This is a genomic window from Cryobacterium sp. TMB3-10, from assembly GCF_004402305.1.
Classification (GTDB): Bacteria; Actinomycetota; Actinomycetes; order Actinomycetales; family Microbacteriaceae; genus Cryobacterium; species Cryobacterium zongtaii.
This window is the reverse complement of sequence record NZ_SOGH01000022.1, coordinates 1-17,399: the sequence shown is the minus strand read 5'-3', so window position 1 is coordinate 17,399 and position 17,399 is coordinate 1. Positions and strand designations below refer to the sequence as shown.

At 62.1% G+C, this 17,399-nt stretch carries 17 protein-coding genes and 1 pseudogene; 7 read left to right on the top strand and 11 right to left on the bottom strand.

Translation table 11 applies throughout. From position 1 onward, the window contains the following. Positions 1-133: 133 nt before the first annotated feature. The 4 genes from E3T22_RS12250 to E3T22_RS12240 are packed head-to-tail and all read right to left on the bottom strand — an operon-like array spanning position 134 to position 2,499. Positions 134-988 carry a CPBP family intramembrane glutamic endopeptidase gene (locus E3T22_RS12250; RefSeq protein WP_103461432.1) on the bottom strand — a complete coding sequence of 285 codons (855 nt, stop codon included), beginning with the start codon at positions 986-988 and terminating at the stop codon, positions 134-136. Then, entirely contained in the window at positions 943-1,461 is a 519-nt protein-coding gene (locus E3T22_RS19665; protein ID WP_370028325.1) for a putative immunity protein, read from the bottom strand. Before E3T22_RS19665 ends, E3T22_RS12250 begins: the two co-directional genes overlap by 46 nt. 46 nt (positions 1,462-1,507) lie before the next feature. Beyond that, positions 1,508-2,089 carry a TetR/AcrR family transcriptional regulator gene (locus E3T22_RS12245; protein ID WP_198415053.1) on the bottom strand — a complete coding sequence of 194 codons (582 nt, stop codon included), beginning with the start codon at positions 2,087-2,089 and terminating at the stop codon, positions 1,508-1,510. Positions 2,090-2,106: 17 nt separating this feature from the next. Beyond that, a complete protein-coding gene (locus E3T22_RS12240) occupies positions 2,107-2,499 on the bottom strand; it encodes a VOC family protein (protein ID WP_088458273.1) in 393 nt (130 codons plus the stop codon). A gap of 99 nt (positions 2,500-2,598) precedes the next feature. On the opposite strand from E3T22_RS12240, the gene E3T22_RS12235 reads away from it, so the two are divergent. Together E3T22_RS12235 and E3T22_RS12230 are read left to right on the top strand one after the other, a co-directional pair. Continuing rightward, positions 2,599-3,486: an SDR family NAD(P)-dependent oxidoreductase gene (locus tag E3T22_RS12235; RefSeq protein WP_088458272.1), complete on the top strand. Its 888-nt coding sequence runs from the start codon at positions 2,599-2,601 to the stop codon at positions 3,484-3,486. A gap of 186 nt (positions 3,487-3,672) precedes the next feature. Beyond that, the gene (locus tag E3T22_RS12230) at positions 3,673-4,086 is read left to right on the top strand and encodes a RidA family protein (RefSeq protein WP_088458271.1); all 414 of its coding nucleotides are present in this window, start codon (positions 3,673-3,675) and stop codon (positions 4,084-4,086) included. 89 nt (positions 4,087-4,175) lie between these two features. On the opposite strand, the gene E3T22_RS12225 is transcribed toward E3T22_RS12230, so the two are convergent. Then, entirely contained in the window at positions 4,176-4,820 is a 645-nt protein-coding gene (locus E3T22_RS12225) for a recombinase family protein (protein WP_088458308.1), read from the bottom strand. A 324-nt stretch (positions 4,821-5,144) separates the two neighbouring features. Between E3T22_RS12225 and E3T22_RS12220 the strand changes: the two genes are divergently transcribed. After that, positions 5,145-5,720 (top strand): DUF4232 domain-containing protein, encoded by a 576-nt coding sequence (locus E3T22_RS12220; protein WP_165789045.1) that lies wholly within the window; start codon positions 5,145-5,147, stop codon positions 5,718-5,720. A 324-nt stretch (positions 5,721-6,044) separates the two neighbouring features. On the opposite strand, the gene E3T22_RS12215 is transcribed toward E3T22_RS12220, so the two are convergent. Together E3T22_RS12215 and E3T22_RS12210 are read right to left on the bottom strand one after the other, a co-directional pair. After that, the gene (locus tag E3T22_RS12215) at positions 6,045-6,545 is read right to left on the bottom strand and encodes a hypothetical protein (protein WP_134480598.1); all 501 of its coding nucleotides are present in this window, start codon (positions 6,543-6,545) and stop codon (positions 6,045-6,047) included. 612 nt (positions 6,546-7,157) lie between these two features. Beyond that, positions 7,158-8,057 carry a hypothetical protein gene (locus tag E3T22_RS12210; RefSeq protein WP_103461438.1) on the bottom strand — a complete coding sequence of 300 codons (900 nt, stop codon included), beginning with the start codon at positions 8,055-8,057 and terminating at the stop codon, positions 7,158-7,160. Positions 8,058-8,648: 591 nt separating this feature from the next. Between E3T22_RS12210 and E3T22_RS12205 the strand changes: the two genes are divergently transcribed. The 3 genes from E3T22_RS12205 to E3T22_RS12195 are packed head-to-tail and all read left to right on the top strand — an operon-like array spanning position 8,649 to position 11,450. Then, the gene (locus E3T22_RS12205) at positions 8,649-9,245 is read left to right on the top strand and encodes a recombinase family protein (RefSeq protein WP_088458267.1); all 597 of its coding nucleotides are present in this window, start codon (positions 8,649-8,651) and stop codon (positions 9,243-9,245) included. 7 nt (positions 9,246-9,252) lie between these two features. Further along, positions 9,253-10,638 (top strand): Mu transposase C-terminal domain-containing protein, encoded by a 1,386-nt coding sequence (locus tag E3T22_RS12200; protein WP_088458266.1) that lies wholly within the window; start codon positions 9,253-9,255, stop codon positions 10,636-10,638. After that, positions 10,638-11,450, top strand: coding sequence for an AAA family ATPase (locus E3T22_RS12195; RefSeq protein ID WP_088458265.1), 813 nt, complete (start codon positions 10,638-10,640; stop codon positions 11,448-11,450). Before E3T22_RS12200 ends, E3T22_RS12195 begins: the two co-directional genes overlap by 1 nt. A 517-nt stretch (positions 11,451-11,967) precedes the next feature. Here E3T22_RS12195 and E3T22_RS12190 read toward each other — a convergent pair. Further along, positions 11,968-13,941, bottom strand: coding sequence for a GH25 family lysozyme (locus E3T22_RS12190; protein ID WP_240632544.1), 1,974 nt, complete (start codon positions 13,939-13,941; stop codon positions 11,968-11,970). 6 nt (positions 13,942-13,947) lie between these two features. Beyond that, positions 13,948-14,229 (bottom strand): annotated as a pseudogene (locus E3T22_RS19660) (M23 family metallopeptidase); the annotation flags it as partial. 577 nt (positions 14,230-14,806) lie between these two features. Here E3T22_RS19660 and E3T22_RS12185 point away from each other — a divergent pair. Beyond that, a complete protein-coding gene (locus E3T22_RS12185; protein WP_133160331.1) occupies positions 14,807-15,013 on the top strand; it encodes a hypothetical protein in 207 nt (68 codons plus the stop codon). 48 nt (positions 15,014-15,061) lie between these two features. On the opposite strand, the gene E3T22_RS12180 is transcribed toward E3T22_RS12185, so the two are convergent. Both E3T22_RS12180 and E3T22_RS12175 read right to left on the bottom strand, forming a co-directional pair. After that, positions 15,062-16,342, bottom strand: a complete 1,281-nt coding sequence (locus tag E3T22_RS12180; protein WP_370028322.1) for an LCP family protein — start codon at positions 16,340-16,342, stop codon at positions 15,062-15,064. A 343-nt stretch (positions 16,343-16,685) separates the two neighbouring features. Continuing rightward, positions 16,686-17,273 carry a hypothetical protein gene (locus E3T22_RS12175; RefSeq protein WP_088458261.1) on the bottom strand — a complete coding sequence of 196 codons (588 nt, stop codon included), beginning with the start codon at positions 17,271-17,273 and terminating at the stop codon, positions 16,686-16,688. Positions 17,274-17,399 lie beyond the last annotated feature (126 nt).

Genomic DNA, 17,399 nt, shown 5'->3' with positions numbered 1-17,399 from the left:
GTTCTTGGGCCGCCCGCCGCACGAAGTCGCCAACCGCAGTGTTACTGCTGCACGGTACCGCCGAGCGCGAGGCGTGGGTAGAACGCTCTGCAACTACCTGGCCTGTCGCCGCCGGTTACGCATGGGGACTTCGTCATCCGCGATGCGACCGGTGGAGGGATGCCGCCTTTCGGGCGCCCTTTCCTTCGTCATTCCGCGCTACTGGGCGGGCTCCTCGCGTTGGGGCTGCGATAGCCATCACCGTCGCGATGGTGCCGAGGAGGACGAAGAGCCCGGTGTCACCCGCTAGGTACTCGTTGACGAGCACTGTCTGGTTGGTCAGCACGATAGCAGAGCCGATCCACGCGAACGCGACGTTGTGTGCGACGTGAGCGAGCACTACCGGCCAGACGCTGCCGGACAGAGTCCGAAGCTGGCCGAACAGGAAGGAGAACGCGATGACGGTGGCGGAGAACAGCGTGAGCACGATCCATCGGTCTCCGTCAGCGTGGTAGAAGGGCGTGAATAGGATGTACATGAGGTGCCAAATGACCCACACCACACCGATACCGAGATAGGCAAATTTCTCACCCAGCCACGGCACCACGCGCGGTTGTAGGTACCCTCGCCATCCGACCTCCTCAGCAAAAGCGAGGACCGTGCCGGTGATGCAGAGCGAGAGGAGGTCCTGCAAGGCGGCCGCGGTGGGTGCCGCGATCTGCGAGAAGCCGAGCACGACGGTCATACCCGCTGCCGTGACCGAGACGCCCGCGGTCGCGGCAAGCGCTACCGGCCACCAGCGGAGACCGAGGCGGGTGATTCCCAGTCGGCGCCAACCTTCCGCGCGGTATCCGTCCCGAGTGACCACGAACATCATCAGGGCGGTCACGAGCAGCGGCGAGATGGCGAGGACGAGCCCGCCGGCGAACGAGGCAGTGGACGCGGCGACTGAGGCGACGAGGACTACGTAGAGGATCGAACTCGTGCGGTCCGAGAGATTCTTGAACATGATTCCTTCGGTATTCGGATGCGTGGCGCTGGACGCGCTGCGCCGGACAAGAGAATGCAGTACCATGCACCATGGCGCCTTCCTAATCTGCCGAGCCGAGTCGGTCGCGAGCGTCCGGCGAAGGGATGACGTTCGGGACGGAACGTCATCCCTTCGGCGATCGCTACGCGCGGCCGGTCATCACCTGGTCGCTGCTCCCCGAAGATCGGCAGAGCGCGGTCGGCGCAGCTCGCCGCCCACAACACGAGCGCGTGATGGAATGCTACGACCCCTTGAAGCCGCCCCCGTTCACCGGAACCTATTTCGGACGGGTCTACCGGACGCGGCGCGGCCGTGTCATTCCGGGCGTGTTTGTCAATGCTCGCGATTGGGTGCACAAATATCCGGTGTTTTGTGCACACCTTGGTATCCGAGGCTACGTGCGGAAACGTGTGGTTGTACCCTGTGCCAGGTCTTTTCTCGACTCGCGACATCCGCCTTTAGAGCCGGATCCGTCTAAGGAGATGGGTTGAGTTACGCTCACCGAGCATCGGTCAGCGATCGGCAGAGGTTTGTGACGATGCGATCAAGGAGTGCTGGGTCGATGTGTTGGCGTGAGAACCAGCGGCGGTAGTAGAGCGGTCCCAGGGCTTCTGCAGCGACGACGTCGGCATCCGTTCCGGGGCGGATCTCTCCACGGGCGACGGCGTCCTCGACGATCCGCACCACCGGCGCGGCCCAAATGGTCTGGAGCAGGGTTTGCACCTTCGCCACGTCGGGATCTCGTTCGCTGGCGTCCATGATCGAGGGCAGCACTTTCGCCCAGCCGGCGTTCTCCAGCCGCTGCGCGACGTCTGTGAGGACTTGTCGGAGGTCGGTTTCGAAGGTGCCCTGAGTGGGGATTTCGAGGTTGACGCCCAACTTCGAGCAGGCGTCGAGGAGCAGTCGTGTGCGGGTTGGCCAGTGACGGTAGATGGTCGTCTTTGCCACGCCGGACCGGCGAGCTATCTCGTCGATGCTCACTCCTGAAAAGCCGTCCTGGACGAGGAGGTCGTAGGTGTGCGCAAGGACCGTTGTTCGCGTCCGTTCGACGCGAGTGTCGACTCGTTCTTTGTTCGCCACCGAAGTTCCTTTCGCGGTCAGTTTTGGGATGGCCATGCCCGGTCGGCGTCGGGGACGGGTGTGTAGAAGTTTACGAGGGTGCCGTCCGCCGTCCGGAGGATCATGGAACGGTTGCCCCAGGGCTGGACTGTTGGCGTCTGGATCATCTGTACGGAATCATCGAGCTCTTTTCGGACTTCATCGAGGTCGTCGACTTCGAACTCGAGGATTTGAGTACCCGGCGCGCTTCCGGCTAGCGCCGTCGTCGCCGCGGCCAACCCGGCCGGCGTGCAAAACGCCAATACGGCGCCGTCGGTCGGAACTTCCATGTACTCCGGGTACCCGCTTGCTTCTCGACCGAGGAGCCGAGCGAAGACGCCGGCCGAGGTGGGTACGTCAGTCGTGACGATACGGACAGATCGCAAATTCATGATTGTCTCCTTCAATGAGCTACGCGACGGTAGCGTAGCGTTAAATCGTCGGGTCGGCAAGGTTGCGCGGTCCCTAATGGAGGAGATTCATTGACATTCATGGAGCTGAGCGAGGACGCGTCGCGTCTTGCAGGCAAACGGGTCGTTGTCACCGGGGGGAGTTCGGGCCTCGGTGAAGTCGTTGCAGCGACCTTGTCTCGAGGAGGTGCCCATGTCACTTTGGCCGTCCGTGACCTCCAGCGAGGACAGGCTGCGGCTGCGAAAACGCCGGGTCGGGTAGACGTTGCAACCCTTGAGCTGGGCAGCTTGTCCTTCATCAAGCAGTTCGCCGATTCGCGAACGGAACCCATCGATGTCCTGATCAATAACGCCGGGATCATGATGCCGCCGTTGGGTCGGACCGAGGACGGGTTCGAGACTCAGTTCGGTGTGAACTACCTGGGCCACTTCGCCCTAACGATGCGGCTGTTGCCGCTGATCAGGGATCGCGTGGTGACGGTCACGTCGGATTACTACCGATCGGGTTCGATCGACCTCGACGACCCTAACTACGACCGGCGGCGCTTCAATTCCGGCAAGGCGTACTCGCAATCGAAGCTCGCTGACTTGATGTTCGCGCGCGAACTTGGTCGCCGACTGACCGGGACGGGATCCCGCGTTCGTTCGCTTTCTGCCCACCCTGGTTACGCCCGTACGAGCCTGACCTCGCATGTGGGCAGTGTCGCTTTCCGGGTTATCGACAAGGTTCTGGGCCCGGTGATCGCTCAGGATGCCGCGGGCGGGGCACGGTCCTTGATTGCAGCAGCGGTCTCGGATCTGCCCAGTGGCACTCTCGTGGGGCCGGGGGGTCTTTTCCATCTGAAAGGCAACCCTGTCGTTGCTCCGGTCGCCAAAGTCGCCCTCGATGAACACATGGCGCGAAAGCTGTGGATGCTGTCGGCAGAAATGACCCGAGTCCCGATTAATGCGCCTCTGGCCGCCAGCTGAAAAACCTGCCTCCCTCAGCTGCCACCGGTCGGTGTGATGGAGGGCCTCGGAGTCAGCAACGGAAGGGAGCGTCCTACCTAACCCAGGTCGAACCGATAGTGGAACGGCCGAGAAAGCCGTGCCTGTTCCAGCAATGTCCTCCTGACCAAAGCACCGACCACCCTCCTGAAGGCAGTACCGTCAATCATGAGCCTCGTCCAGCGCAGCAACCCTCCCTCCGCTGTTGCCCCCGCCGGCAAGTACAGCCACCTCAGCATCGTGGGCCAAGACACCCCCGTGGCCACGTTTGCGGGACAAATCGGTGCCACGTCCACTGGCACAGTCCCCGGGAGTGCGGCCGAGCAGACCCGCCTGGTTTTCACGGCCATCCGTGCCCTGCTGGACTCCCAGCACGCCGCCCCTGCGGACCTCGTAAAGCTGACGACCTACATTGTCGGGCGCGACAACCTTCCTGACTTCAACGCCATTCGTGACGAGGTGTACGCCGACTGGTTCCCGGCTGGCGAGTTCCCACCCAACACCGTGCTTATCGTTGCCGGCCTCGCCGCCCCACCCCTGCTTGTCGAAATTGAAGGCAGTTTCGTGTGTGGGCGACCGTGATCTTATCTGCCGTCGGCACCTGGTCACGAGGGGAAGAGGTTACATCGCCGTCGAATTCGAGACAGACCCCTGCGCTGTAATCCGGTGTGTCACGGCTTTCGTGATGTCCGTCGAACGGAAGCAGGACGGTTCAAGATCCGAGTTCCATCCGCTCGGATCTCGCCGGTTGGCGACACGTGTCGGTAGAGGGTTTGTCGGGAGATGCCAAGCTCGTCGCAGAGTTCGCCGACGTTCGTCTCCGGGTTGCCCATTGCCGCCATCGCTGTGCGCACCTTTGTAGGGGTCATCGTGAAGGGCCGGCCCCCGACGCGACCCCTGGCTCGGGCGGATGCGAGGCCGGCGACGGTACGTTCGGAGATCAGTTCCCGTTCGAATTCGGCCAGGGCGGCGAAGATCCCGAACACGAGCTTTCCCGCCGCGGTGGTCGTATCGATCGCGGCGCCCTGCCCGGTGAGGACCTTGAGCCCGACGCCTCGGGCAGTGAGGTCATGAACAGTGTTGACCAAGTGGTGCAGGTCGCGGCCGAGCCGATCAAGTTTCCAGACAACGAGAGTGTCACCGTCTCGAAGAGACTTCAGGCAGGCGACGAGTCCCGGCCGGTCGTCTTTCTTTCCCGAAGCGTGATCCTGATAAAGCAGCTCCGCGTCGATCCCGGCTTCGAGAAGTGCGGCGCGTTGCAGGTCGGTCGTTTGAGTGCCGTCAGCTTTTGAGACGCGCATGTACCCCATGAGCACGGTCAAGACTCCTGTCACTTATACGTTCGAATATGTGACTGTTAGCGCTTTGTGGCGGCGTTCTGTGATCGCTCTTTGGCGCATCGACCTGGTAACCCTCGTTGTCTCAGAGCGGGTGGGCAGCGTCTTGTATCCGATGGGGTTTGACACTCTGAGGTTGCGAGACACTTCACCCCGTCGGAGGTCAAGTCTGCGATAAGGTCCGAATCTTCACAGCGGTCGGACGGCTGCCACACCGTCGGCCCGCCATATACTGCACACACAGCAAGGCTCAAACCGGGGGGGCACCAGATGAACGTTCGACCTAGCAAGCTGATCCAAGTAATGGGACTGCTGACGCTGCTCCTGGCGGCAGTCGGACTCACGGCTTGCGCGGACGCGGCACCCGACGCCACGAACTCAGCTTCCCCGGCGTCGCCGACATCAAGCGAGACGCCGGCGGCAATCGCTTCGACGACGCCCGATGTCCCAGCAGCGGGCTGCGATTTCACGTCGACAAGGGAAATCTTCAAACAGGACTACCCGGAGAGCGATGGCCTCTTCTACATAAAGCTGACCAACACGACCTCGACGGGCTGCGAGCTGTCGGGGTATCCGGACGCTGACTTGATCGACTCATCCGGTCTAACCGTGGGAGGCCCTGTTTCACAACTCAACGACATCCCGGACCAGGTAGTCTCCGTGGAACCCGGGGGCGCCGCCTATGTGCTGATTGGATTCAGCGGGCGCACCCGCTTCCCGAATTGCAACCTCGTCGGCGCAGATGCAATCCGGATCCGAATTCCTCAGACCGGCCAGGAAATCCTGACAGATGTGAAGGATCTCTTAATTTGCGACCCAGACACCGCGGGGTTCTTGACGTTCAACATCGCGCCGACGAAGGACAATGTCATCTCCTAATTGGATGATTGATCCGAGATGACCTCGGGGTCGATGGAATCGTCCCTTTTTCGGCCGCGCCGAGGGCGGCCCGCCCGCCGCCATCGTCTTAACGGTTTAGTTGGCGAAAACGCTGACGGACCCGTGGCCATGCGACCGGCGATCGGTTTGCGTTCGTGAGCACGGCGTGAAGCAGGCTGCGCAAGCCGTTTCGGTTGCGAGACACCGCTCGCTCTCCAGCGTGAGATTTCCGAGCGCCAACCTTCACATGCTGCGGGTGGTACCTGTACCCGCGGCGCGATCATCCAGGCTCGCTCTGCGAGACGCAGACTCTAGTCACAGCTATCAGCCCTGAAGTGCCTCCACAGATCCGAGGAACGCTGAGTAACTGGCGTAGTAAGTGACACCATCACGATGGGCCATCGCGGGTATCTCATTATTGTCCGGGTGGGTGGAAGCTTGGATGGAGCCATCAACGGGGGCGTTAATCTCAGTCCAGCCCGACGCGAGAAGCTGCTGCTTGTGCACATCCCAGTCCTCAGCGGTTTGTGCTGCTTGGGCAAACCACACTCGAACGTCACCGCCCCCGCGGGTCCAGTAGCATCCGAAGCCATCATCCATGATCGACTGCATCTCATCGTCGAGCACGAAGATGTCAGGTTCCAGCTTGAAGCCGTCGGCTTCAAGACTGCTGTACTCCTCGGCGGTGAAAACAGTCTCGCACGTTGCGGCCGCGGTCGGATCAGTCGGCTGAGATGTCGGCGTTGATGATGATGTCATTGAAACTGTGGGCATGGGTGGCTGGGCGGGTGGTGAGCAGGATGCCAGCAGCATGCTGGTTGCCACTGCGCCGACTATCCCGCCGATTGCTCGATTCATTCATTCCCCCAGTTATTGAAATCGTCCCAATGATATGGGACCAGAATCAGTACTTCCTGACGCCGGGCACGACAGAGCCTTCCGTGATACTGCGCGATCATGTCAGCGACTGCGCTTGTACGCGGCGCGGGCATATCGATGACGGGCTCGGGTTTCACCCGATCGAACAGTCCATGAAGTCGGGTAGCGACCGACCAGGGTGCAATGGGCGACCCCAACGGTTTTCGTCCCATACTGCGATTAGAAATCGCGTCTCATATCCCTAGGCATGCGAGACATGTCCGGATACGAGACACGCCACCTGCCCGCTCGTCGCGTGAAGAGGAGACCTCCTACGTCTCGTATTCCATCGCTTATGAGCCGTGCAGGCGACCTTGGGTGACGCCGCGATTTTCCGCGGGTGTGTAGTTGTTCAAAAGTCGTTGCCTGTGATTTTTGCCGCTATGTCACGGCGTTCTGTGATCGCTAATTGGCGCATAGACCTGGTTGCTGACTGGGAGTCAGCGTCTTGTATTTCATGCGTTGTGAGGCACCCAGGTTATGAGATGCGGCGGACCGTAGGCGATGAATGGGCGAGCATCATTTGCCGTCGAGGGTGAACTCCACTTTCTGTATGTCATTGAGGCAAGAGAGTCGTGCTTTGGACAATTCCGAGTCCGCCGCCTGCAGATCGACAGTAGAGCTCCAGAATTCACTGGCGGGAGCGAAGTCATATCCCATGACGCCAGGGTCAACCGCCACCTGGTCGACGCACTGCAATGTCGCATCCGAGGGAGGCTCTGAAACGAACGAAGTGAGAGATCGATATTTCGTTTCGAACCCGCTCGAGTAGGAGGCGAGGTCGCTGTCGATGACGGTAACGAAAGAGGATTCCGGGGGCAGAAACGCCTGATAGGCCTCCATGCTCGCTGCGAAGGCGGTGGAAGTAAACCCTTCCGCTGGCAGCGACGAAACGAGCTGGAGGTTGGTCCCGTTATCGGAGTTGCGAGGGTCTTCCAGCCAAGGTGCCCTAAGCCACGCATGATCTACTGCGCTACTGGCAACTGCACGGTCCACGATCTGTATACGAGCCCAATTTGACGCGTCGTCTGCGGTAAGACTTACCGCGTTACCCGCTGTAAACAGGGTGACGTACACAGTGACGTCGGCTTTAGGATCGACTCGGGTGCGCACCCATTCGGTAATGAGCCGGGCCGTGGAATCCACCTCCGCAGAATCGCTCTCGTCACCCAAGGTCACGTCAAAGACAACCATCGTTCCTGGCTCGAGGAACCCCGACAGCCAGTTTCTCGTGCGAACGCTCTTGACTCCCTCAACCGAACCGACGAAGTCGATAAACGCAGCCTTCACGGTCGAGGAACCAACCAGCTCGGGCGCCTGGGCCGTGCAACCAACCGTGAGAATGATGGCCGGCAGAAGCGCGATCATCGCGAACCGTTTAGAGCCTGCCAGCCACCGATGTGCGCTGTTGATCGCCACGGTGTTGTTTCTCACAATTGGCACTTCTCATTCCCTGGGATCGAGTTCACGATCCGACTATAGGAGGAACCCGAACTCGATCGACTGATCAAGTCTCATAAACGGCTTGGCACTGGCCTTATCATGACCAGTCGGCATCCCGATGTTTCGCATGCCACGGACTCAGATTGACGAGAGGATGCCCTCACTCGCGCAGTTCTAATCCTGGGCAGACTTCCTCATCGCTCACGACGAGCCCGGCTCAGAGGAGAGGGGAGTCTCGAATCCCTAGGGATATGAGGCGTCTCACCGATACGATCGGGGCCCTCCAAGGACCTTAGGGATTTCGGTGCGCGGAGAATCTCGCAACCGCGTTGCATAACCTCCTGGTCGGTTACCCGCACTCACTGTCAGTTATGAGACGCCGACGGCGTGCAGGGCGACCGCGACGTGCAGTCTCAGAAAGGTAAAGCATTTCGAGACATGTGAACTCTCTCCAACCGACGCGTCGAAGTGGCGGATTTCCGGGAGGCAATTTGTCTTGGAAAGATGTCTCACCGTGAAATGTCTTTGTTCCACCGCTTCTAGTAATTTCTAAGGCAGAATGGATACGTGAGACATCTTGGATATACACGGGTCAGCACCAGAAGCCAAGACGCGAAGTTGCAGGTCGACGCTCTGGTCAAGTCGGGCGTGCAAGAACGGGACATCTTCGCCGACGTCACCTCCGGCAGCCGGACCGCGATCTCACGCCCCGGGATAAAGAAGCTGCTCGAGTACGCCCAGCCCGGCGACACCGTCGTGGTGTGGAGGGTCGATCGCCTCGGACGGTCCCTGATCGATGTGCTCAACACCGTGAAGCTGCTCCGTGAGCGTGACATACAGGTGAAGAGCATCTCGGACGGTATCGACCCGTCGACGACGTCGGGCCGACTGATGCTGAACATGCTCGCAACCCTCGCCGAATACGAACGCGAGCTGATCACCGAGCGCGTGAACGCAGGCATCACAGCTGCCCGAAATGGCGGCACCAAGTTTGGTCGGCCCTTGTCCGATCCCGCGGTCGTGGCCGACAAACTCAAGCTCGTCACCGAGGCCCGGGCGAAGGGCCGCACGGCGGAGGATGCGGCAAAGCTCGTCGGGTGGAGTCGTGCCACTTTGTACCGGCATCAGCAGGCCTTAGCGGCCCGCGAAAGCACCACTGTGTAGGTGCTTTGTGGACGCGGCCGAGCGGTGGCGTGTTCTTCGACTGCATGTCGAAGACCAGATCCCTCTCGCCGCCCTCGCCCGTGAGACGGGGATCTCCGCTCGGACTTTGCAGCGCTGGCACCAGCTCTACCGGGCAGGCGGCAGTACATCCCTCGACCCGCGTGACCGCAAAGACAAGAGTGTTCGCCGAACTTCGGCCGAGACGGTCGCGTTCATCGAACAACTTGCACTCTGCCGGCCGCGCCCGAGTCTCGCCACGCTGCATCGTCTCGCCGTCACCGATGCTCAGGCGCGTGAGCTGCCGGCGCCGAGCTATGCAACCGTGCGGCAAATCGTCCAGGCCCTCGATCCGGCTCTTGTCACCCTGGCACTGGAGGGGCCAGTCTCGTACCGAGACAAGCACGAGCTCGTCTTCCGCCGCCGCGCGGAACATCCCAACCAGACCTGGCAGTCCGACCACACCGAACTCGACATACTCATCCTCGGCGCCGACGGGAAACCTGACCGACCATGGCTGACAACCGTGATGGACGACTACTCCCGCGCAATCTGTGGATACATGGTCTTCACCGGCGCCCCCTCAGCTATCAACACCGCCCTCGCTCTCCGACAGGCGATCTGGCGGAAGACGGACCCCGCGTGGGCGATGTGCGGCATCCCCGACATCCTGCACGTCGACCACGGCTCCGACTTCATCAGCCACCACATCGAACGAACCTCTATCGCCCTGCACATCAGGATCATCCACTCAACCGTCGGACGGCCACAGGGGCGCGGCAAGATCGAACGGTTCTTTGGCACCGTCAACACCGAACTTCTGGCCACCCTCCCCGGCCACCTCGGGCCTGGTAACCGGACGCCAACTCCGGTCCTCGACCTTGCCGGGCTCGACCGTGCGATCGGTGCGTTCATCAGCACCTACAACAGGCGAACCCACAGCGAGCTGGGGATCTCCCCACGAGACGCGTGGGTCGCCGACGGCTGGCTGCCACGGATGCCCGACAGCCTTCAAGAACTCGACGGGCTACTCCTTACTGTTCCCAAGAACCGAGTTGTGCAGCGCGACGGCATCCACTTCCAAGGCCAGCGCTACCTCGCCCCGACCCTGGCCCCATTCGTCGGCCACACCATCACCATCCGATACGACCCCCGAGACATCTCCGAGATCCGCGTCTACGACCGAGACACCTTTATCTGCACCGCCATCGACGAAGCCCACCCCAACCTCCGGCTCAGCCTCCGGGACATCGAAACGGCCCGCCGTGCCCGTCGCAAGCAGCTGCGGCGAGCCATTAACGATCGCATCCCGACCGTTGCCGCCCGCGAGGAACCTCGCATCCCTGAACCGACGAAGCGGCGTCCGAAGCTGCGCACCTATGAAGAGGACGAGTGATGAACCAGGCATTCATCGTCACCAAAGAACACCGACGTTTCACCGAGTTCGCCAACGCCGTTCGGAAAGAAAAGACGATCGGGATCTGCCACGGAGCCGCCGGCGTTGGTAAAACCAACTCCGCCCGCCGCTACGCGAACTGGGACGCTCTCGAGCCCTACATCAACGAGTGGGGTCCCAGAGGTGATGACGACGCGAAGCATTATGCCCTCGCGAACCGATCTCGCACCGTCTTCTACACACCCGAAGTCCTCTGTCGGCCCAAAGACCTCATGCACGACATTGATTACTGGCAGGTGAAAGTTGGGATCTGCGCCGACGAACACCTCCGCTCCCTCATGCACGAACCGGAAATAGTCCGGCAGAAGGACGTCACCCGTCTGGTCGAACTTCTCATCATCGACGAAGCCGAACGGCTCACCCCCACCGCCTTGGAACTGCTCCGCGACCAGCACGACCGCACCCACCTCGCGATAATCTTGATCGGCATGCCCGGCATCGACGAACGGTTTCGTCACTATCCGCAGCTCTACAGCCGCCTCGGATTTTCACACCACTACCGGACCCTCGGCCGCGAAGAACTCCTGTTCGTCCTCGACCGCCATTGGAAACGACTCGGCAAGAGCCTCGACCCTGACGACTTCACCGACACGCAAGCGATCGCCGCCATCGAGCGCATCACCCGCGGCAACTTCCGCCTCCTCGAACGACTCTTCCCCCAGATCAACCGGGTACTGAAGATCAACCAGCTCGACACCATCACAGACGACGTCATCGAGGCCGCAGCCAGCATCCTCGTCATCGGCAACTAGCGACACGGAACGATCAAAGAACACCGCCAAAGAGCGGCAAACTCCACACGCGTCATTCCGGGCGTGTTGCTCAGCCAGGGGAGTGATCGCTAGACGATCCTCAAGATGACAGACCCAACCGGCAGTGATGCCGCGCTGGAGTACGTCAGCAGAACTCGGCTGTAGCCAAGCCCCGGTGAACATGGCGTCTGGTCGGGCTTCCACGCTAGACCAGCTCCCTAGTCACGCCCTGGCTAAAGAAGTCAAGACGCGTGGGACAACGGGCATGCAGCGGACGCTCGCGTGTTAGAAATCCAAACCGAACTCATGAAGGTCTCGAACTGGCTGGATCAAATGTTTACCGATTCAACTCCGCTCGGGCTGCCCGATGCGAGCCCTGCTGCGGTGAGATTTACCGGGCTATTGCGTTGGTCACAGGTGCCTGATCTGACGAGAACCGGCGTTGCGCGGCCGACACACGTGGAAATGTGAGTGCCCGTTGTCGGGCACTCACATTCACCAACGATTCAGCAACCCATTACGCGAGCAGCTCCTGCAGTCCGCCGTACGTAAGTGGGCCAGGGATCCCATCGATCAGGCCCTGGTAGCCACCGCGACTGGCCATGCTCTGCATCGCCTTGTAGGTGTTGGTGCCCGGAACCCCGTCCAGCGGTCCCGTGTATCCGACACCGTAGAGGAAGGTCTGAAGACCCGCCCAGCTGCGCGGACCCATGACCCCGTCGAGGGGGCCGCGATAGCCGCCCAGCTTGGCGATGCGCTGCAGGGCGCGGTAAGTGTTCGTTCCCGGCGCACCGTCAGCTGCGCCGCCGTAGCCGAAGTTGGCCAGAACGACCTGGACGCCCGCCCACGAATTCGTGCCCATCACGCCGTCGGCGATGCCGGTGTAGCCGCCCTTGGCAGCGAACCGCTGAAGCGCCGCCCAGGACATCGTGCCCATCGCGCCGTCGATCGGTCCTCGATACTTGTAGCCAGCAAGAACCTGCTGAACACCCTTCCAGGTGTTCGTGCCCGGGGCACCATCGACCGCGCCCGTGTACCCGCCCGCTTTTGCCAGGCGCTGCAGGATGGTGCCTGCGTAGCTGTCGGGCGCTCCGCCGGCCGTGTCGCTGAGGTACTTCGCGATTCCTGCCCACGTCGCCGGCCCCGGGATCCCGTCTACGGCACCGGAGTAGTCGCCGACCTTGGCCACCAGCTGCAGACCGATGTAGGTGTTGCGACCGGGGACCCCATCGACGGGGCCGGAGTAGTACTCGAGGTCGGTCAGGACGTTCTGCACGCCCTTCCATGTGTTGGTGCCGGGGATGCCGTCGATCTCACCGCCGTAGTTGCCCCGCTTGGCGAGGGTCTGGAGGATCTTCCCCTCAGCGATGGAGATGGAGATCGTCGGGGTCGCACCGCCAGAACCACCGTTGCCGGGAATTGCGCCAGCAGGTGGGCCGGTGACACCGTTCGGCGGCTGGGTGAGGCCGGCAAATGCGCTCAGCTTGGCCACGTTCAGATCGACATCGGTGCCATTCTGGTTGCCCGTCCACGAATACTGGTGGATCGCCCAGTCAGAGAACGCGGTGATGTTCACCGTCCCTGGGACGCCATCCGGCGCGGCGATCCACAGCTTGGCGCCCAGCGCCCGAACCTCGGGCCACGAGCTCCCCGAAAGATCCGCACGGTTGATGTACATGAACGGCACGTACCCGAGCCGAGTCTTGACGGCCCGCATGAACACCGCTGCTTCTGCGTCGGTCCACTTGCGGCCGGTGTTGATCGCTTCGTTGTCCAGCGCCAGGATATCGCCGGCGCGGTAGTCGAATAGATTGTCCAGGAAGTACGCGGCGTCGACGGCGGGCGTGTTTGAGCCCACCATCCAGTAGTGGCCCACGAGCAGGCCCGCGGCGCGGACTCGCGAGACCTCGGTCACGTAATGAGGTGCGACGTAGGTGGGAACGACGTTGGATCCGCCTGCTTTGACGATTGCGAACTGGTAGCCCGCCGCGCGGAGCGCCTGGAAATCGAATCCACGCTGACTGGTTCCGACATCGACCCCGTAGACGCCCTGGAAGCCGGCGGGCGGCGGGGTTGTGGTGGGCGAGGAGTTCAGCCAGTTCTCGAGTCCCTGATAGGTGTAGGTGCCGGGGAACCCGTCCACCAGTCCGCCGTAGCCTCCGAGCTGGGCCAGCCGCTGAACACCCTTCCAGGTGTTCGGACCCACGATTCCGTCGATGGGACCCGAGTAGAAGTTCTTCGCCGTGAGGACCGTCTGGATACCCTTCCAGGTGTTCACTCCGGGGACTCCGTCGATGTCGCCCTGGTAGTTGCCCTTCTGGGCCACCCGCTGCAGAATCTTTCCCTGAGCGATGCTTATCTGGATCCCGCCGGAACCGCCACCGGTGTTCCCGCCGCCGGACGCGCCTCCGAGGATTTCGCGGATGAGCGGTGCGGGGTCGGAAAGACCCGGGCCACCGAACGCGGCCTGGTTGTCGGGGCCGCGGGTCATGTGGAGGTGAGGGCCATCCCACGAAGAGCCCGCATCAGCCTGGTTCGAAGCCGCCTGGCCGATGATCTGACCTTGGGCTACTGACTCTCCTTCGCTGACCCGAATCCCTGCGAGGTGACAATATGCGCTGAAGTCACCCGGTCCGGACTCGATGCAAACAGTGCCCCCGAGATATGGGGACCGCTGAGTCAGACGGACGACTCCGGCGCGAAGCGCCGGAATGTCCTGGCCACCGGACGCGTAGATGTCATGGCCGCGGTGGCCAAGCGAGCTGTACCACTCGGCCATGAGGCCAAAGCGGTTACCCCACCGGGATTCTGCGTAAAAAGATAGAACGTTTGCTGGCACAGCCATTGGGTTCTCTTTCCGTAGTTTCACCAGCCGTTTTGCTGGTGAAACTGACGCTACGGAGAGAGCTATCTCCTCTAAATCGCCCTGGAGACCCATCTCTGATAACCCATTCGGGCCAGAGCACGATTGCTATGGACGAGGCCTGTTCGGGAACTCCCAGTTCCTTTGCCCCCAAAAGGGGGGTCGCCGGCTGACCGACACGCGTTACTCAAGGCCACATACTTGAGCCATGAAACGCACAGTCATGCTGCCAACGTTGGCCGTCCTCGCGTCCCTCGCCCTGACGGGCTGCGCACCCTCGGCCCCGGTGGCGCAGCCGACTGAGGGCGAAGAGCCACCGGCATCTTCTGCCGAAACCGAGCCCACGTCGTCCCCCTCGGCGGAAGTGCGCGGGGCAGACACCCCCCTCGAACCAATCGACGCCTACGCTCTGTGCAAGGCGCAGACCCTGTCACTAGCCAACCCGGCTTCGCCCTCTGGAATATCGTGGGCCCCGTTTGACAGTGCCATCTCATTGGTCCGCGACGACGGTGCAATCGGCATCTACATCGAAGCCACCAACGAGAACCGGGCCGAAGGAAGCGACGGGCGGGACATCGCCCTTTTCTGCAGGGTCGGCGGGACCATAGGTGAGCCCGACTGGCTCGGCTTCGGCGTTGGCTCGAGAGAGACAGACCGCGACTACATCCTTGACATACTGTCAAGGACGGACCAAGCCTGAGCGTGGCCGGCGCTCTCTGCAGCGTTTGAGGACCCTCGAGCTGCGGGCTTATTCCGCTGCCGGCGGCGGCGCCAATGCAGCAGCGATCAGGCCACGAATGTAGTCGTAGTCCGGATCTGTCGGGTCGACGCCGTTGTCCGGGACGAGCTCAACGGTGCTCATCGGGAGAGCCTTCGTCTTCCCCGCCAGGTTGGTGAAATAGCCCAACGCGCCCTGGGGGATGTCTGTCTTGACCACTTGCTGGCCGGCCGCCGCGATCCCCTGGAATTTGGTGAGCACGTTCGCTGGCGTGAACTGCGTGAGGATCGCCTGCTGCAGGACGCGCTGACGGGCCATGCGGTCGTAGTCGCTGGTGGTGTGGCGTGACCTGCCGTACCAAAGTGCTGTCCAACCGTCCATATGCTGCTGGCCCGCCTCGACCCAGCCTTCGACATCGCTGAGATCCTCATTCCGACCACCGATCGGCAGCCGCTCGGCCACGTTGATGTCCACACCGCCGAGCGCGTCGATGAGGTCAGAGAATCCTTGCATGTCGATCAGCGCGTAGTACTGAATCGTGAGGCCGGTGATGCCGCGGGCGGCGTCGCGCATGCCCTCGATGCCGGGTTCGCTTCCCGCAGCCTCAGCGTCGGGATACATTTCCGGGCTCTTCTGATCCACCTCGGTGTAAATCGAGTTGAGCATGCAGGCGTCCACGTCACAGTAGTCCTCGTACCCATAGCCGTCCGGGTATGCCTCATGCAGCGGAGAGTCCTCAGGGAAGGGGATCAGGTTGAGATCTCGAGGCAGTCCGATAATGACGGCTTGTCCGGTGTCGGCGTCGATGCTGACCACCGACATGCTGTCCGGGCGCATACCCTGTCTGTCAGAGCCGGAGTCCCCACCCATGACCAGGATGTTGTAGCGCCCGTCGGCGGGCGGCTCAGACGGCGCGGTGATGAACATCGTCGAGAGGACCCCACTGGCCGTGGTGGCAACGTACGCACCGTAGCCAGACGTTCCAGCGACGGCGACCATGACCACGGTGGCCAGCCCCGCAATGTAGGGACGAGCCTTGGGTCGGATCCTCACCAGGCGCGACAGTCGGAGGGTGTCGAAGGTCAGGACCACCCACAGCGCGCTGTAGAAGAGCATCACGGCGGCGATGATCCACAACGCGACTGAGTTGGTGGCCACGGTGAGCACGAGCTCGGGATTGACCTTGTACACCACACCGGCCGTTACCAGCAGCGCGGGGAAGCTCAGAGACGCGCGCAGGCCGAACCGGCCGAGGCCTCGGCTGCCAGCGAGCACCTGCGCCGATCCCGGCAACAGGATGTTCAAGACCACGAGCCACCACGCTCGACGCGTCATGAGTGGGCGGGAGCTGGAGTCCGGGTGGCGGATCGGGCTGGACGCCCCCATTGAGAACACGTGTCCCCTTCTCACTTGCACGTCAGCAGGCCGATATTGGTGCCCCGGCGTGTCCACGGTCTTCTCGGAACGACCCGATAATAACCGCCCCAAGGACCTCCCAGAAGCACTGAGCACACACTACGCCAGGCTGCAGGGTCCACGAGATCAACCGCGTGGCCTAGCCACTGTTTGGCCCGAGATCACTCCCTAACTGGGGGGATGCCTGTGGCCCGCCCCGTCCGCGTTCACGGAGGGAGTCGGGCCACAGGGCTATTCCTTAGTTGGCATAGTGCTTGTTGAGGTATCCCGCAATTGCCCGCCAGGACTGGGCATTCTGTGCACCGTTGACGCCGCCAGTGCTGAAGCCTTCCCCTTCAGCCATGAGCTGAAGACCCTTCATGGTCTTCGTGTCAAGAACGCCTGTACGCGTCCCGGTGAAAACGCCCTGGTAGCTGAGGACGTACTGGACCCCGCGCCACGAGTTCGGGCCCATCACGCCGTCGATCGGACCGGTGTAGTCCCCGAACTTCGCCAGGCACTGCATCAGTGCCCACATACGCGAGCCGGGAACGCCATCTTCGGCGGTTGAGGTTCGAGGCAGGGAGCCGCAGCGGGGCGGCGTCGCCATCGTCCTCATTGCCCCGTCGGTGACGGAATCATCGGTGGGGAGGGCAGGGGAAGACGCCGAGGCGGGCACCTCTACCACGGCTTCGACAGGCGCGACCTGCTCTGCTGGGGCGGAGGAAACGACCTGTTCGGGAGGAGCTTCCGGGACGGACTCAGCCGCCCACGCTCCGGTGCTCGCCGTGAGGCTGAGCAGCACGACCGTCAGGATTCCGACGCCTCGAGTGGTGATTTTGGACATAGTTGTATTGCTCAAAGGGCAAAGTCATACGGTCGTAGCAACGCTCTGATTCAAGGAGTGTTGGATGGTCAAGCTTTTTCCGGCGGGAACGCGGACGAGGTTCGTGGATTTGGTCTGCTCTGGGGG

What these genes read in the sequence shown, in the direction of transcription:
- E3T22_RS12250 (WP_103461432.1), bottom strand. Translation starts at nt 988, where the DNA reads ATGTTCAAGAATCTCTCGGACCGCACGAGTTCGATCCTCTACGTAGTC.
- E3T22_RS19665 (WP_370028325.1), bottom strand. Translation starts at nt 1,461, where the DNA reads ATGTCGCGAGTCGAGAAAAGACCTGGCACAGGGTACAACCACACGTTT.
- E3T22_RS12240 (WP_088458273.1), bottom strand. Translation starts at nt 2,499, where the DNA reads ATGAATTTGCGATCTGTCCGTATCGTCACGACTGACGTACCCACCTCG.
- E3T22_RS12235 (WP_088458272.1), top strand. Translation starts at nt 2,599, where the DNA reads ATGGAGCTGAGCGAGGACGCGTCGCGTCTTGCAGGCAAACGGGTCGTT.
- E3T22_RS12230 (WP_088458271.1), top strand. Translation starts at nt 3,673, where the DNA reads ATGAGCCTCGTCCAGCGCAGCAACCCTCCCTCCGCTGTTGCCCCCGCC.
- E3T22_RS12220 (WP_165789045.1), top strand. Translation starts at nt 5,145, where the DNA reads ATGGGACTGCTGACGCTGCTCCTGGCGGCAGTCGGACTCACGGCTTGC.
- E3T22_RS12195 (WP_088458265.1), top strand. Translation starts at nt 10,638, where the DNA reads ATGAACCAGGCATTCATCGTCACCAAAGAACACCGACGTTTCACCGAG.
- E3T22_RS12190 (WP_240632544.1), bottom strand. Translation starts at nt 13,941, where the DNA reads ATGACCCGCGGCCCCGACAACCAGGCCGCGTTCGGTGGCCCGGGTCTT.
- E3T22_RS12175 (WP_088458261.1), bottom strand. Translation starts at nt 17,273, where the DNA reads ATGTCCAAAATCACCACTCGAGGCGTCGGAATCCTGACGGTCGTGCTG.